13 protein-coding genes are annotated in these 12,775 nt (G+C 58.7%); 4 read left to right on the top strand and 9 right to left on the bottom strand.

What is annotated here, in order from left to right; translation table 11 throughout:
• Nucleotides 1–31 precede the first annotated feature (31 nt).
• Nucleotides 32–736, top strand: a complete 705-nt coding sequence (locus NTD85_RS16175; protein WP_003227976.1) for a hypothetical protein — start codon at nucleotides 32–34, stop codon at nucleotides 734–736.
• Nucleotides 737–803: 67 nt separating this feature from the next.
• On the opposite strand, the gene NTD85_RS16170 is transcribed toward NTD85_RS16175, so the two are convergent.
• The 9 genes from NTD85_RS16170 to hmpA all read right to left on the bottom strand — a co-directional run bounded on the left by NTD85_RS16170 (nucleotide 804) and on the right by hmpA (nucleotide 9,342).
• Nucleotides 804–1,295, bottom strand: coding sequence for a RidA family protein (locus tag NTD85_RS16170; RefSeq protein WP_027612161.1), 492 nt, complete (start codon nucleotides 1,293–1,295; stop codon nucleotides 804–806).
• Nucleotides 1,288–1,518, bottom strand: coding sequence for a hypothetical protein (locus tag NTD85_RS16165; RefSeq protein WP_146774718.1), 231 nt, complete (start codon nucleotides 1,516–1,518; stop codon nucleotides 1,288–1,290). The genes NTD85_RS16170 and NTD85_RS16165 overlap by 8 nt, the downstream gene beginning before the upstream one ends.
• A 213-nt stretch (nucleotides 1,519–1,731) precedes the next feature.
• A complete protein-coding gene (gene cyoE, locus NTD85_RS16160) occupies nucleotides 1,732–2,619 on the bottom strand; it encodes a heme o synthase (RefSeq protein WP_003227980.1) in 888 nt (295 codons plus the stop codon).
• A 10-nt stretch (nucleotides 2,620–2,629) separates the two neighbouring features.
• Nucleotides 2,630–2,965 (bottom strand): cytochrome o ubiquinol oxidase subunit IV, encoded by a 336-nt coding sequence (gene cyoD, locus NTD85_RS16155; RefSeq protein WP_003227981.1) that lies wholly within the window; start codon nucleotides 2,963–2,965, stop codon nucleotides 2,630–2,632.
• Nucleotides 2,965–3,588: a cytochrome o ubiquinol oxidase subunit III gene (gene cyoC, locus NTD85_RS16150; protein ID WP_003227982.1), complete on the bottom strand. Its 624-nt coding sequence runs from the start codon at nucleotides 3,586–3,588 to the stop codon at nucleotides 2,965–2,967. Before cyoC ends, cyoD begins: the two co-directional genes overlap by 1 nt.
• Before the next feature lie 3 nt (nucleotides 3,589–3,591).
• Nucleotides 3,592–5,619 carry a cytochrome o ubiquinol oxidase subunit I gene (cyoB, locus tag NTD85_RS16145; protein ID WP_003227984.1) on the bottom strand — a complete coding sequence of 676 codons (2,028 nt, stop codon included), beginning with the start codon at nucleotides 5,617–5,619 and terminating at the stop codon, nucleotides 3,592–3,594.
• 3 nt (nucleotides 5,620–5,622) lie between these two features.
• Nucleotides 5,623–6,564, bottom strand: a complete 942-nt coding sequence (gene cyoA / locus NTD85_RS16140) for a ubiquinol oxidase subunit II (protein WP_003227985.1) — start codon at nucleotides 6,562–6,564, stop codon at nucleotides 5,623–5,625.
• An 825-nt stretch (nucleotides 6,565–7,389) separates the two neighbouring features.
• A complete protein-coding gene (locus tag NTD85_RS16135; RefSeq protein WP_262142673.1) occupies nucleotides 7,390–7,899 on the bottom strand; it encodes a disulfide bond formation protein B in 510 nt (169 codons plus the stop codon).
• A 261-nt stretch (nucleotides 7,900–8,160) separates the two neighbouring features.
• On the bottom strand, nucleotides 8,161–9,342 hold the full coding sequence (gene hmpA / locus NTD85_RS16130; protein WP_103484048.1) for an NO-inducible flavohemoprotein: 1,182 nt from the start codon (nucleotides 9,340–9,342) through the stop codon (nucleotides 8,161–8,163).
• 162 nt (nucleotides 9,343–9,504) lie between these two features.
• On the opposite strand from hmpA, the gene norR reads away from it, so the two are divergent.
• From norR to NTD85_RS16115, 3 genes are all read left to right on the top strand, one after another.
• Nucleotides 9,505–11,058 (top strand): nitric oxide reductase transcriptional regulator NorR, encoded by a 1,554-nt coding sequence (gene norR / locus NTD85_RS16125; protein ID WP_262142672.1) that lies wholly within the window; start codon nucleotides 9,505–9,507, stop codon nucleotides 11,056–11,058.
• A gap of 273 nt (nucleotides 11,059–11,331) precedes the next feature.
• Nucleotides 11,332–12,234 (top strand): chemotaxis protein CheV, encoded by a 903-nt coding sequence (locus NTD85_RS16120; protein WP_003227992.1) that lies wholly within the window; start codon nucleotides 11,332–11,334, stop codon nucleotides 12,232–12,234.
• A gap of 27 nt (nucleotides 12,235–12,261) precedes the next feature.
• On the top strand, nucleotides 12,262–12,720 hold the full coding sequence (locus NTD85_RS16115; RefSeq protein WP_262142671.1) for a GNAT family N-acetyltransferase: 459 nt from the start codon (nucleotides 12,262–12,264) through the stop codon (nucleotides 12,718–12,720).
• The last annotated feature ends 55 nt before the right edge of the window (nucleotides 12,721–12,775 follow it).

The raw sequence follows: 12,775 nt of genomic DNA, 5'->3' as shown, positions 1-12,775 counted from the left end.
CAACTCAAGTTAAAAAAGTAGTGAAATTTCAATGTCCGATTTCAACACCGCTGAATCCGTAGTCACCGAATCGTCAAAAGCGGAATACGAAAACTCCATCAATCTTTCACAACACCTTCCACAAGCCAAGATCATCAGCGAGATGGTGCTGGATGCTTTCCAGTCGACCCGCGAAAGCGACCAGATCCGCGAGCTGCGCGCCGCGATCCGTCAGGCGCACGACAGCTTCGATGACGACAAGGCCTACGAGCTGATGGGCGAACTCAAGCGCCTCAAGGACGCCGAGGCCGCCGACATCGCCGCCCTCGAAGACCTGAGCAGCAAGTTCTCGATCGGCCGCATCCTGTCCTGCTTCAAGGACGATCCGGCATTCCAGGAAATCGTCTACGGCCTCGCGCTCAAAGTGCTGAACCAGACCCATCAGGCGATCAGCAACCCGAGCGGCGGCAAGAGCAAAGCCGCCCGCGCCAAGAAAGAAGTCGAAATCTTCACCATCAGCAAGGACGGCAGCAGCGTGACCCTGCCGCTGCGCACGCCGCGCTCGCGTATGAACGTTGACCGTGAAGCGCTGGAGTTCCTCGGCTTCACCTTCGTCGGTGAAGGCGAAGAAGCCGAGTTGGAGGGCGAGACCTTCGTCGACAACGCCGGCACCGAACACGCGATCAACCGCAAGAACATCATCACCGCCCTGCAACAGCAGACCGCATTCGATGGCTACAGCATCGCTGCGCAGTAATCCCGGCACCGACAAAAAAGCCCCGCTCTGAGATTCAGGCGGGGCTTTTTGTTGGGCGGCGCGGCGGTCAGACTTCCGGCTGCACCGCTGCGATCATGTCGACTTCAACCGCGGCGTTCTTCGGCAACTGGTAGACACCGACCGTAGTGCGCGTATGTCGCCCGGCATCACCGAGCACATGGCTGAAAACGTCCGATGCACCGTTGGCCACCTCACTCAGGTCAACGAAGTCCGGGGTCGACTTCACATACACCGTGACCCGCAACAACGCCCGGATCTTGTCCAGCGAACCGACCGCATCGACGATCAGCGCCAGGCAGCGCATGGCACTGATGCTCGCGGCAGCCTGGGCGTCCTTGAGGGTCAACTCCAACCCCACGCGACCGGGATACAGAATCCTGCCATTGACCCGCGGCACCATGCCGCTGATGTACAACTCATCGCGGTGGCGGATCAGCGGCGCGTAATTGCCGCCGGCGGTGTTCTCGCCGTAGATGTCGTAATTCAGCTCGTGTGCCAGGGCAATGAAGCGTTCGTCGCAGGTCATCCTCTCAGTCATTTCGCCCAGCCTTTTGATCGATGCATGAAAAATCGCAGGTTAAGACCGATGAAAATCGCGGATTTGACTCGATGTAGATCATCGGCATAGTTGGATCCAAATCTAGGTCTTTTACTGACTGATAGCAACCTGCCGCCACAATAGCAGCGCCAGCCTTTCTGCGCGCAGCAGCCATCTCCTGAATTCCTTGCATCAATTCGTCAAATAGAACGCGTTTTGCCATCCATCAGCGCCTCGATAAAACCCAGTTGTCGAGTGATCGTAACGAAAGAAAAATCTTCTGGCGGTAGGAGATATCCCTTTTTGAAGAAGGCTCCTTCCCAACTGGCAGAAATTATTGAGTGCTGGAAGTATTCGTTCGGTTACCTGAATAAGGCCCAACAAAAAACCCCGCACATCTCTCAATGTGCGGGGTTTTTCTTGAAGCCATCCAGCCTTACGGCGCGTACGTCAGCAGCAGCTCGGCCGGCACCTTGAAGTCCAGGGACATCATGACGCTCAGGGCGGTGATGGTGAAGATCGAGAACACGAACAGCTTGCGTGCCCAGACCGTGTCATCCACCGCCTTGTAGCCGGTCCAGGCCATGTACAACCAGTACATGCCCATGGCCGCGGCGACGGCGAGGTAGCTCATGCCGGCGTAACCGCTGAAGGTCAGCATCAAGGTCGCCACGAGGAACGCCAGGATGTAGAGCAGGATGTGCTTCTTGGCCACTTCGATTCCGCGCTTGACGGGCAGCACCGGAATCGATGCGGCCAGGTAGTCGTTGAAACGGAAGATCGCGATGGCGTAGGAATGCGGCATCTGCCACAGGCTGAACATCACCAGCAGGGTCAGTGCGGCCATGTCGAAGCTGTTGGTTACGGCAACGTAACCGATCACTGGCGGCATGGCGCCCGACAGACTGCCCACCAGCGTGCCGTGAACCGACTTGCGCTTGAGGTACAGGCTGTAGAAGCCGACGTAGATGATGAAGCCGATTACCGCGAACAGGGCGGCCAACGGGTTGGCCACCTTGTACAACAAGGCAACGCCGAGAACACCAAGGATGGTCGCGTAGACCAGGGCCAGTTTCAGGGAGATCAAGCCCTGCACCAGCACCCGGTTCTTGGTGCGTTCCATCTTCAGGTCGATGTCGCGGTCGATGCAGTTGTTGAACACGCAACCGGAGGCCACAACCAGGGATGTGCCGATCATGGCGGCCAGGAACACCGCCAGATCTACATGCCCTTTCGAGGCCAGGAAGAACCCGCCTGCCACAGAAAGCACGTTACCGAAAATGATCCCCGGTTTGGTGATTTGGATAAAGTGCTTGAGCGACATCGGGTCTACCTCACTTCGCCATCATGTACGTGTGGATGCTGAACATGATCCACAGCGACAGGCCAACCAGCAGCAGGATCACGATGGCCGTAAAGACAAACGCGATCACGTTGTTACGTTGTGCAATCGAACGGTCCAGGTGCAGGAAGTAATACAGGTGAACGATCACCTGGATTACCGCGAACAGCAGGACGATTGCCAGCGTGGTCGACTTCGGCAAGGTCGGGAACATCACCAGGCCGAACGGGATGGCAGTCAGGATCACCGACAGGATGAAGCCGATGGCGTACGACTTTACGCTGCCGTGGCCAGCATCATGGCTGTCATGGGAGTGTGCATTAGCCATTACAGAGTCCCCATCAGGTAAACAACGGTGAATACGCAGATCCACACCACGTCCAGGAAGTGCCAGAACAGGCTCAGGCAGCTCAGACGGGTCTTGTTGGTCGCCGTCAGGCCGTGCTTGTTGACCTGGTACATCATGATGCCCATCCAGATCAGACCCGCGGATACGTGCAGACCGTGGGTACCGACCAGGGTGAAGAACGCCGACAGGAAGCCCGAACGGCTAGGACCGAAGCCCTCGGAGATCAGCAGGTGGAACTCGTTGATCTCCATGGCGATGAAGCCTGCGCCGAGCAGGAAGGTCATGAACAACCAACCCAGAACCTGCTGCTTTTTACCTTTGTACAACGCCAGCATGGCGAAGCCGTAGGTGATCGAACTGAACAACAGCAGAGCGGTTTCGCCCAGCACGTATGGCAGTTCGAAGATGTCGTGGCCCGACGGGCCACCGGCGACGTTGTTTACCAGTACTGCGTACACCGCGAAGATCGACGCAAACAGAATGCAGTCGGTCATCAGGTAGAGCCAGAAACCGTATACGGTCATCTCGCCCGAGTCGTGGTGATGGTCATCGTGCCCATGGTCACCATGGGCGTGTCCAACATTGGTCACTAAGTTCGACATGGTTTAAGCCTGTTCCAACGAGGTTACACGGGTGGCATTGGCCGGGATTTTCCCTGCCGCGACCAGACGCTTGTGCTGCTCGGCTTCGATGCGCTCGATCGTTTCAACCGGAACCATGTAGCCCTGGTCGTCACGTGCGGCGTGGATCACGAAGTAGATGACAGTGCCGGCCAGGCTGGCGATCGCCAACCACCAGATGTGCCAGATCATCGCGAAACCGAAGACGGTCAGCAGTGCGCCCATAACCACGCCAGTGGCGGTGTTGTTCGGCATGTGGATCGGCTCGTACTTGGCCGGAGCCTGGTACGCAGTACCGTTTTCCTTGGCTTCGGTGAACGGGTCGATGCAGTCAGCCTTAGGCAGCACAGCGAAGTTGTAGAACGGAGGTGGCGACGAGGTCGACCATTCCAGAGTGTGGGCATTCCACGGGTCACCGTGTTCGCACATGTTCTCTGGCTTGTTGCGGTCACGCACACTGACGTACAGCTGGATCAGTTGGCAGGCGATACCGACAGCGATCATCACCGCACCGAACATGGCAACGTACAGGTACGGTACCCACTCAGGGTTGGTGGTGGCGTTCAGACGACGGGTCATGCCCATGAAGCCCAGTGCATAGAGCGGCATGAACGCGACGAAGAAGCCCGAGATCCAGAACCAGAATGCTGCTTTACCCCAGCCTTCGTGCAGCTTGAAGCCGAACGCTTTCGGGAAGTAGAAGCCGAAACCTGCGATGTAGCCGAATACCGCGCCGCCGATAATCACGTTGTGGAAGTGCGCGATCACGAACAGGCTGTTGTGCAGAACGAAGTCAGCACCCGGGATGGCCAGCAGTACGCCGGTCATGCCGCCGATGGCGAAGGTCACCATGAAGCCCAGGGTCCACATCACCTGGCTGGTGAAGCGCAGACGGCCCTGGTAGATGGTGAACAGCCAGTTGAACAGTTTCACACCCGTCGGGATGGAAATCAGCATCGTCGCCAGACCGAAGAAGGCGTTGACGCTGGCACCCGAACCCATGGTGAAGAAGTGGTGCAGCCAAACCATGAAGCCCAGTACCGAGATCGCGCCCGAAGCGTAGATCATCGAGTGGTGGCCGAACAGTTTCTTGCCGGTGAACGCCGAGATCACTTCCGAGAAGATGCCGAATGCCGGCAGGATCAGGATGTAAACCTCAGGGTGGCCCCAGGCCCAGAACAAGTTGACGTACATCATTGGATTGCCACCAAGTTCATTGGTGAAAATGTGGAAATCCATGTAACGGTCGAGGGTCAGCAGTGCCAGGGTAGCAGTCAGGATCGGGAACGAAGCCACGATCAGGACGTTAGCCCAGGTGCAGGTCCAGGTGAAGATCGGCATGTCCATCAGTTTCATGCCAGGGGTACGCATTTTCAGCACGGTCGCGAGGAAGTTGACCCCCGTCAGCGTCGTACCTAACCCGGATAGCTGTAGCGCCCAGATGTAGTAGTCCATACCCACGCCAGGGCTGTACTGCAGACCCGACAGCGGCGGATAGGCAACCCAGCCGGTCTTGGCGAATTCGCCGACGCCCAGGGACAGGTTGATCAGCACAACGCCGGACACCAGCAGCCAGAAGCTCAGGGAGTTCAGGAACGGGAAGGCAACGTCACGCGCGCCGATCTGCAGCGGCACTGCAAGGTTCATCAGGCCGGTGAAGAATGGCATCGCCATGAAGATGATCATGATCACACCGTGAGCGGTGAAGATCTGGTCATAGTGTTCAGGTGGCAGGTAGCCAGGCGAACCCTCGGTGGCCATGGCCAACTGGGTACGCATCATGATGGCGTCGGCAAAGCCACGCAGCAGCATGACCATGGCAACGATGATGTACATCACACCGATTTTCTTGTGGTCGACCGACGTCAGCCACTCGGTCCACAAGTAGGTCCACTTCTTGAAGTAGGTGATTGCAGCGAACAACGCCAGACCACCGAGCGCGATCATCGAGATGGTGACCATCACGATCGGCTCGTGGAAAGGGATCGCTTCCCAACTTAATTTACCAAACATCGTTTACTCCTCTGCCCCGGCAGCTGAATGCGAATTCGAGTCCATATCCGTTGCCGCCACTTCTTTCTCTTTCTTCTCGTGCTTCAGCGGCTTGCCCGGTTTCATGCCTTCGTACTTGTCGACGATGATCTGGAACAGGTTCGGCGTGACCGAGGAGTAGAGCTCGACTGGATTGTTCTGGCTTGGCTTGGCAAGGGCTGCGTATTCAGCTTGTTCAAGCTGTTTAGGTGCCTTTTTGACTTCACTTACCCAGGCGTCGAAATCTTCCTGAGAAGTTGCGATCGCTTTGAATTTCATACCGGTGAAACCAGCACCGCTGTAGTTGGCGGAGATACCGTCCATTTCAGCGTTGCGGTCAGCGATCAGGTGCAGCTTGGTCTGCATGCCCGCCATCGCGTAGATCTGGCCGCCCAGGCCCGGGATGAAGAACGAGTTCATCACGGCGTCGGAGGTGATCTTGAAGTTGATTGGCGTGTGCGCCGGGAACACGATCTTGTTGACCGTGGCAATGCCTTGTTCCGGGTAGATGAACAGCCACTTCCAGTCCAGCGCAACGACTTCGATGGTCACCGGCTTGACGTCGGATTCAATCGGACGGTACGGGTCCAGTTTGTGGGTCGAAATGTAGGTGATGTAACCCAGGGCGATGATGATCAGAACCGGGATGGTCCAGACGGCCACCTCGATTTTGGTCGAGTGCGACCATTTCGGGGTGTAGACGGCGTCCTTGTTGGAAGCGCGATACTTCCAGGCAAACAGGAAGGTCATGACGATAACCGGCACAACGACCAACAGCATCAGCAGCGTGGCGGTGATGATCAGGTTGCGCTGTTCCAGGCCGACCTGGCCCGTTGGATTGAGCAGGGTCATGTTGCAGCCTCCCAGCAACAACGTGCCGAGCAGCGGCACTAGGCCTAGTAATCTGGGGTACCTGTTTTTACTCATCTCACGACCTCTAAAGCAGCTTGCGCAATGCAGTTGGGTTTTGATCGCCAACACTTCACCCTGCCAAGGGTTGGCATTTTCTTTGGATTGAATAAGGGCCGCCCGTCGCGCGTCAGACGCTCGACAAAACCTTGGGACAGCGGTCAGTTCTTATTCGAATTCGTGGTCAAAGGCCTTGTTACAGACCAATTCCATTTGGTGCGGAAAGTTGGAAGGCACCGACACCTGGGTGTCTCAAAAGCCTTTCGGCCTGCTCGACACCCGACTTCCTGCTCGGTTCCTTATAAAGGCCGAGCAGTGCCGGGAATTCAATGCGGGCGATTGTAGATAGGTAGCGCCCTATACACCATGTCTTATCCCGAAATAATTTTTATCGCTCAGAGCAACAATCCATCACCGTTTTTGCAAAAGTTCCGCATGTTATCGAAATCAATTCTCAACAAAAACACCAAAAAATGTAGGCCTATACACCTCAGTTCAGACAGCTCCGAAGGCTTTTTCCCGGCAGCGAATCGGCGCAAAGCCCGATATTCAAAGGCCTCTGGCCATCTGCCAGAGCTTGTTAAAACTGCCTGATCTGGCACATCCGTGCAAAACCAGAAAAATGCCGAAACAGACCAATCCTTTTTTGTAACATTACGCCAATCCGGGTTGCCGAAACGCCCTGCGACATGGCGCGTGTGACAACATGTCGCACACCTGCCGCACTCTCTGTTGCCGTTCGTCACGGTGATTTCACAAACACTCTGAAATGCAAAACGCCTCGATCGGCTGATCCGCAAATCGAGGCGTTTTCTGTATCGGCCAATCAGCCGAAGAGTTGACTCAGCGCAGTGCTTTTCGGTTGCGCGAGGTCAGCAGCGGCACCAGGATCACCACCAGCACGAACGCCACCAGCGCCCATTGCGCCAGCGACAGGCCGAGGATCGGCGGGTACGGCGTCGAGCAGAAACCGTCGACCTGGAAGCCCAGCGGGAAGATCTTCGCCAACGGCAGGTCGTCGACAATCGGCTGCAACACATCGATGCCGCAGCTCACCGCCGGATAGAACTGGGTGTACACATGATGCCCGGCGACACCGGCCCCGGCGATCGCGCAGATCACCACCAGCACTTCGAACACCGTGATGCTGCGTCGGGTGCGCATGGCCGCGCCGATAAAGGCGAACAGCGCAATCAGCAGCAAGGCATAGCGCTGCAGGATGCACAGCGGGCATGGCGCCTCGCCCAGCACGATCTGCATATAAAGAGCGCCACCGATCAGCGCCAGACAGATGACCCCCAACAGCACCAGAAGGCGCCGCTCACGTCCCAGTCGAATCGTTTCCTCGCTCATCGCGTTTCCCTTTCAAATCCATGGTTCAGCCGTTGAACGGCTGATGGTTGCCCGCAAGTCTACACGCGGGACATTACGCCGCGCAGTAGCGGGGGAATAAACGATAAGGCGGTTAAGGAATGATTAACCTTTAAACAGAATTTGATAATAGAGACCGCGTAACGGCCTTCGCGAGCAGGCTCGCTCCCACATTGGATCTGCGTCGAACACAAATCCTGTGGGAGCGAGCCTGCTCGCGAATCAAGGCAACCGCGTTTCAGATCATTCCAGAGCAGCCGCCGGCCCGAAGAACTCATAACGGCTCTGCTGCTCCGGCACGCCCAACGCTTTCAGATGCCGTTTGATCGCCCCCATGAAGCCTTTCGGCCCAAGAAAGTAAGCATCGACATCGCGCTGCTGCGGCAACCATTCACCCAACTGCTCGGCGCTCAGCATCCCGAGCTTGTCCGCCGCCGGGCTTACGCCGTCATCTTCGGCGTAGCAATAGAAGCGTTTGAGCTGTGGATGACGCGCCGCCAGACCGTCGACCCAGTCGCGGAACGCATGCACGCTGCCATTGCGCGCGCAGTGGATAAAATGCACCGGGCGTTCGGTTTGCAGCGCTGCTTCAAGCATCGCCAAAGTCGGAGTGATGCCGACACCGCCACTGATCAGCACCAACGGCTTGTCGCTGGCCGTCAGGGTGAACTCGCCCGATGGCGGGAACAGCGCAATGCTTGCGCCGACGTGCAGTTGATCGTGCAAATAGTTGGACGCACGACCACCCGGCTCGCGTTTGACGCTGATGCGGTATTGGCCCTTGTTCGCCAGCGCCGACAGCGAGTAGTTACGGCGAATCTCTTCGCCATCGAGGATCAACTTCATGCCGATGTACTGGCCCGGCTGCGCAGCAAGGATCGGACCTTTGTCCGCCGGTTCGAAGTAGAACGAGATGATCTCCGCGCTCTCCTCGACCTTGTCCACCACGATGAACTCCCGCGCCCCGCGCCAGCCGCCGACCGCTTGTTCTTTCTGGTCGTAGATCGCCGTCTCCGCGCCGATCAGAATCTCGGCCAGCTGCCCGTACGCCGCGCCCCATGCGCTCATGACCTCAGGCGTGGCGATCTCGTCACCGAGCACTTCGGAGATGGCGCGCAGCAGGCAGGTGCCAACAATCGGGTAGTGCTCCGGGAGGATTTGCAGGGCGACGTGCTTGTTAATGATCTTCGCCACCAGATCGCCCAACTGGTCGAGCTGATCGATGTGCCGCGCATACATCAACACGCCGTTGGCCAGAGCACGCGGCTGGTCGCCACTGGCCTGGTGCGCCTGGTTGAACAGTGGACGTACCTCAGGGTATTCGGCGAGCATCATGCGGTAGAAGTGGGTGATCAGCGCTTCACCGCCGCTTTCCAGCAGAGGCACGGTGGATTTGACGATGGCACGATCCTGGACGCTAAGCATAAGAGTGACTCCTGAGCTTTTTGAGAATTACCTTAGGCTTATCAGTTTTCGTGCCAGATTATTTATCGTTATAAATCAATGGTTTATTTTTTAAGTAGTCATTTAGACTCAAAGCACCTTATAGTCATAGCGACTACATAGAGTCTCTTTGACTACAAGACCATGACCGCCAAATCCTTGCTCACCGCTCTACTGCCGCTGGTCTCCGACCTGTCCCGCGAACTGCCCGAAGGCGAGCGCTACCGGCGCCTGCTCGAAGCCATGCGCACCCTGCTGCCATGCGACGCCGCCGCGTTGCTGCGTCTGGACGGCGAATGGCTGGTGCCGCTAGCGGTGGATGGTTTGAGTACCGACACACTCGGCCGGCGCTTCAAAGTCAGCGAACATCCACGTTTTGCCATCCTGCTGGAAGGCGCCGGTCCGACCCGGTTCGCCGCCGACAGCGACTTGCCCGATCCGTACGATGGCTTGGTCGATGGTCTGGGCGATCATCTCGAAGTCCATGACTGTCTCGGTTGCCCGCTGTTCGTCGAGGAACAACTCTGGGGCCTGATTACCCTTGATGCGCTCGACCCGGAGCGTTTCGAGCCGATCGAACTCGACGCTTTGCAAGCCTTCGCCAGCCTCGCGTCGGCCACGGTCAACGCCGCCGAACGCATCGAACGCCTGGCGCTGCGTGCCGAGGACGAGCACCAGCGCGCCGAGGTCTACCGCCAGGCCAGCGGCCAGCAGCCGCGCGAAATGATCGGCCAGAGCAAGGCGCACAAACGCCTGGTGGAGGAAATCAATCTGGTCGGCGGCAGCGACCTGACCGTGCTGATCACCGGCGAAACCGGGGTCGGCAAGGAACTGGTGGCGCAGGCGATCCACGCCGCCTCCCCGCGCGCCGACAAACCGATCATCAGCCTCAACTGCGCCGCCCTGCCCGACACCCTGGTCGAGAGCGAACTGTTCGGCCATGTGCGCGGTGCCTTTACCGGCGCTACCAGCGACCGCCGCGGCAAGTTCGAACTGGCCAATGGCGGCACGCTGTTTCTCGATGAAGTCGGCGAACTGTCGCTGACCGTGCAGGCCAAATTGCTGCGTGTGCTGCAAAGCGGCCAGTTGCAGCGGCTTGGCTCGGACAAGGAACACCAGGTCGATGTGCGCCTGATCGCCGCGACCAACCGCGATCTGGCTGAAGAAGTGCGCAGCGGCCGCTACCGCGCCGACTTCTATCACCGCCTGAGCGTGTACCCGCTGCGGGTCCCGGCGCTGCGCGATCGCGGCCGCGATGTGTTGCTGCTCAGCGGCTTTTTTCTGGAACAGAACCGCTCGCGCATGGGCCTCAACAGCCTGCGCCTGAGCAGCGACGCCCAGGACGCGTTGCTCGCCTACACTTGGCCGGGCAACGTGCGCGAGCTGGAACACTTGATTGGCCGCAGCGCACTGAAAGCGCTGGGTAACTGCAAGGTACGGCCGAAGATTCTCAGCCTGAGCGCGGCAGATCTGGATCTGCCGCGCGAGGTTGTGGATAACTCGGCTGAGCCGGTTGCCGAGGTGCCTGCGATGCCGTTGATCAGCGGCGATTTGCGCAGTGCCACCGAGCAATATCAGCGGCAGTTGATCAGTGCTGCGCTTGAACGTAACCAGGATAACTGGGCGAGTGCGGCGCGGGAGCTGGGGCTGGACCGGGCGAATCTGGGGCGGATGGCTAAACGCCTTGGAATGAGATAGATCTCCATTGTGGCGAGGGAGCTTGCTCCCGCTCGGCTGCGCAGCAGTCGCAAAATCAGCGGACATGGCCAAGCTGATACACCGCGGTGGATGGTTATGGGAGCGCTTCGCACTCCAGCGGGAGCAAGCTCCGTCGCCACAGAGCATTCGCCGCCGTTCGGCCGAGATTGGGGATTGAGCCTAAAGCCTGCCCCCGACAAGTCGATAACCCGGCATCAATAGTTTCTGGCGATTTGCACCCTCGCCCATCACCTTTTTCCACAGAAGGTTTTTATGTCTTCCAACAAAGCCCGCGCAGATTCACTTTCGCTTCTGCTGTTTACCTTGCGCAGCGGCAAGCTGATGGCGATCAACCTGCTGAAAGTCAGTGAAATCATTCCCTGCCCGCCGCTGACCAAAATGCCGGAGTCGCATCCGCACGTCAAAGGCATCGCCACCCTGCGCGGCGCTTCGCTGTCGGTGATCGACCTCAGCCGCGCCATCGGCGAGCGACCGCTGGAAGACCCGAACGGCGGCTGCCTGATCGTCACCGACGTCAGCCGCTCCAAGCAGGGTCTGCACGTTCAGGCGGTGAGCAAAATCGTCCATTGCCTGACCACCGACATCAAGCCACCGCCATTCGGCTCCGGCGGCTCGCGCGCCTACATAACCGGCGTGACGTCGGTCGACGGCACACTGGTACAAGTGCTCGACATCGAGAAAGTCATCCACAGCATCGCCCCAGCGCAGATCGAGATGGCCCCGACCGACCTGAGCATGGAAGACGCCGAAGTCCTGGGCAACGCACGGATTCTGGTGGTCGACGACAGCCAGGTGGCGCTGCAGCAATCGGTGCACACCCTGCGCAACCTCGGCCTGCAATGTCACACTGCGCGCAGTGCCAAGGAAGCCATCGACTGCCTGCTGGATCTGCAAGGCACCGCTCAGCAGATCAACCTGATCGTCTCCGACATCGAAATGTCCGAGATGGACGGCTACGCCTTCACCCGCACCCTGCGCGAGACGCCGGACTTCGCCCACCTCTACGTGCTGCTGCACACCTCGCTCGACAGCGCGATGAACAGCGAGAAAGCACGCCTGGCCGGGGCCAACGCGGTGCTGACCAAGTTCTCCTCGCCGGAACTGACGCAGCGGCTGATCGAAGCGGCCAAACACGTCGCCGCCAACGGTCACTGAGTCTTGGGCCAGACGTACTGCTTTTTGATGCGGCGCGACCTTCGCCAAGACGTGCCGCCGATCTACTGGCCGGAAGGCATTGAACTGAGCACTTATCGCCCGGAACTCGCGGCGGCGGTGCATCAGCTGATGCAACTCGGCTACCGTGAGGGCGGCGGTCGGGTGCCGGCACTGGAGGAATGGCAGCTGCGCTTCGAGAGCGATCCCGAATACGATCCGGCGCTGTGTTTCATTGCCAGCGATGCCGAAGGCGTGATCGGCGTGGCGCAGTGCTGGACCAGCTCGTACATCAAGAATCTGGTGGTGCATCCGCGCGCTCAGGGCTGTGGGCTGGGTCGGGCGTTGCTGTTGCATGCATTCAAGGTGTTTCAGCAACGCCGTGAAGGGTTTGTCGATCTGAAGGTGCTGGAAGACAACCTGCGGGCGCAGCGTCTGTATGAGAGTGCCGGGATGAATGTGGTTCGCCGGGAGTTGGTGCCGGACTGATCGACCGTCTTCGCGGGGCACCCCCCGCCCCCACGGGGGCCGCCTTTCAAAATTT

This window comes from Pseudomonas sp. 13B_3.2_Bac1 (assembly GCF_025466205.1).
In the GTDB taxonomy this organism is placed as follows: domain Bacteria; phylum Pseudomonadota; class Gammaproteobacteria; order Pseudomonadales; family Pseudomonadaceae; genus Aquipseudomonas; species Aquipseudomonas fluorescens_H.
The sequence above is the reverse complement of the archived record's forward strand: the minus strand, read 5'-3'. Positions and strand labels throughout refer to the sequence as shown.

Coding starts and splice junctions, on each gene's coding strand:
- NTD85_RS16175 (WP_003227976.1), top strand. CDS start 32: ATGTCCGATTTCAACACCGCTGAATCCGTAGTCACCGAATCGTCAAAA.
- NTD85_RS16170 (WP_027612161.1), bottom strand. CDS start 1,295: ATGACTGAGAGGATGACCTGCGACGAACGCTTCATTGCCCTGGCACAC.
- NTD85_RS16165 (WP_146774718.1), bottom strand. CDS start 1,518: ATGGCAAAACGCGTTCTATTTGACGAATTGATGCAAGGAATTCAGGAG.
- cyoE (WP_003227980.1), bottom strand. CDS start 2,619: ATGTCGCTCAAGCACTTTATCCAAATCACCAAACCGGGGATCATTTTC.
- cyoD (WP_003227981.1), bottom strand. CDS start 2,965: ATGGCTAATGCACACTCCCATGACAGCCATGATGCTGGCCACGGCAGC.
- cyoC (WP_003227982.1), bottom strand. CDS start 3,588: ATGTCGAACTTAGTGACCAATGTTGGACACGCCCATGGTGACCATGGG.
- cyoB (WP_003227984.1), bottom strand. CDS start 5,619: ATGTTTGGTAAATTAAGTTGGGAAGCGATCCCTTTCCACGAGCCGATC.
- cyoA (WP_003227985.1), bottom strand. CDS start 6,564: ATGAGTAAAAACAGGTACCCCAGATTACTAGGCCTAGTGCCGCTGCTC.
- NTD85_RS16135 (WP_262142673.1), bottom strand. CDS start 7,899: ATGAGCGAGGAAACGATTCGACTGGGACGTGAGCGGCGCCTTCTGGTG.
- hmpA (WP_103484048.1), bottom strand. CDS start 9,342: ATGCTTAGCGTCCAGGATCGTGCCATCGTCAAATCCACCGTGCCTCTG.
- norR (WP_262142672.1), top strand. CDS start 9,505: ATGACCGCCAAATCCTTGCTCACCGCTCTACTGCCGCTGGTCTCCGAC.
- NTD85_RS16120 (WP_003227992.1), top strand. CDS start 11,332: ATGTCTTCCAACAAAGCCCGCGCAGATTCACTTTCGCTTCTGCTGTTT.
- NTD85_RS16115 (WP_262142671.1), top strand. CDS start 12,262: ATGCGGCGCGACCTTCGCCAAGACGTGCCGCCGATCTACTGGCCGGAA.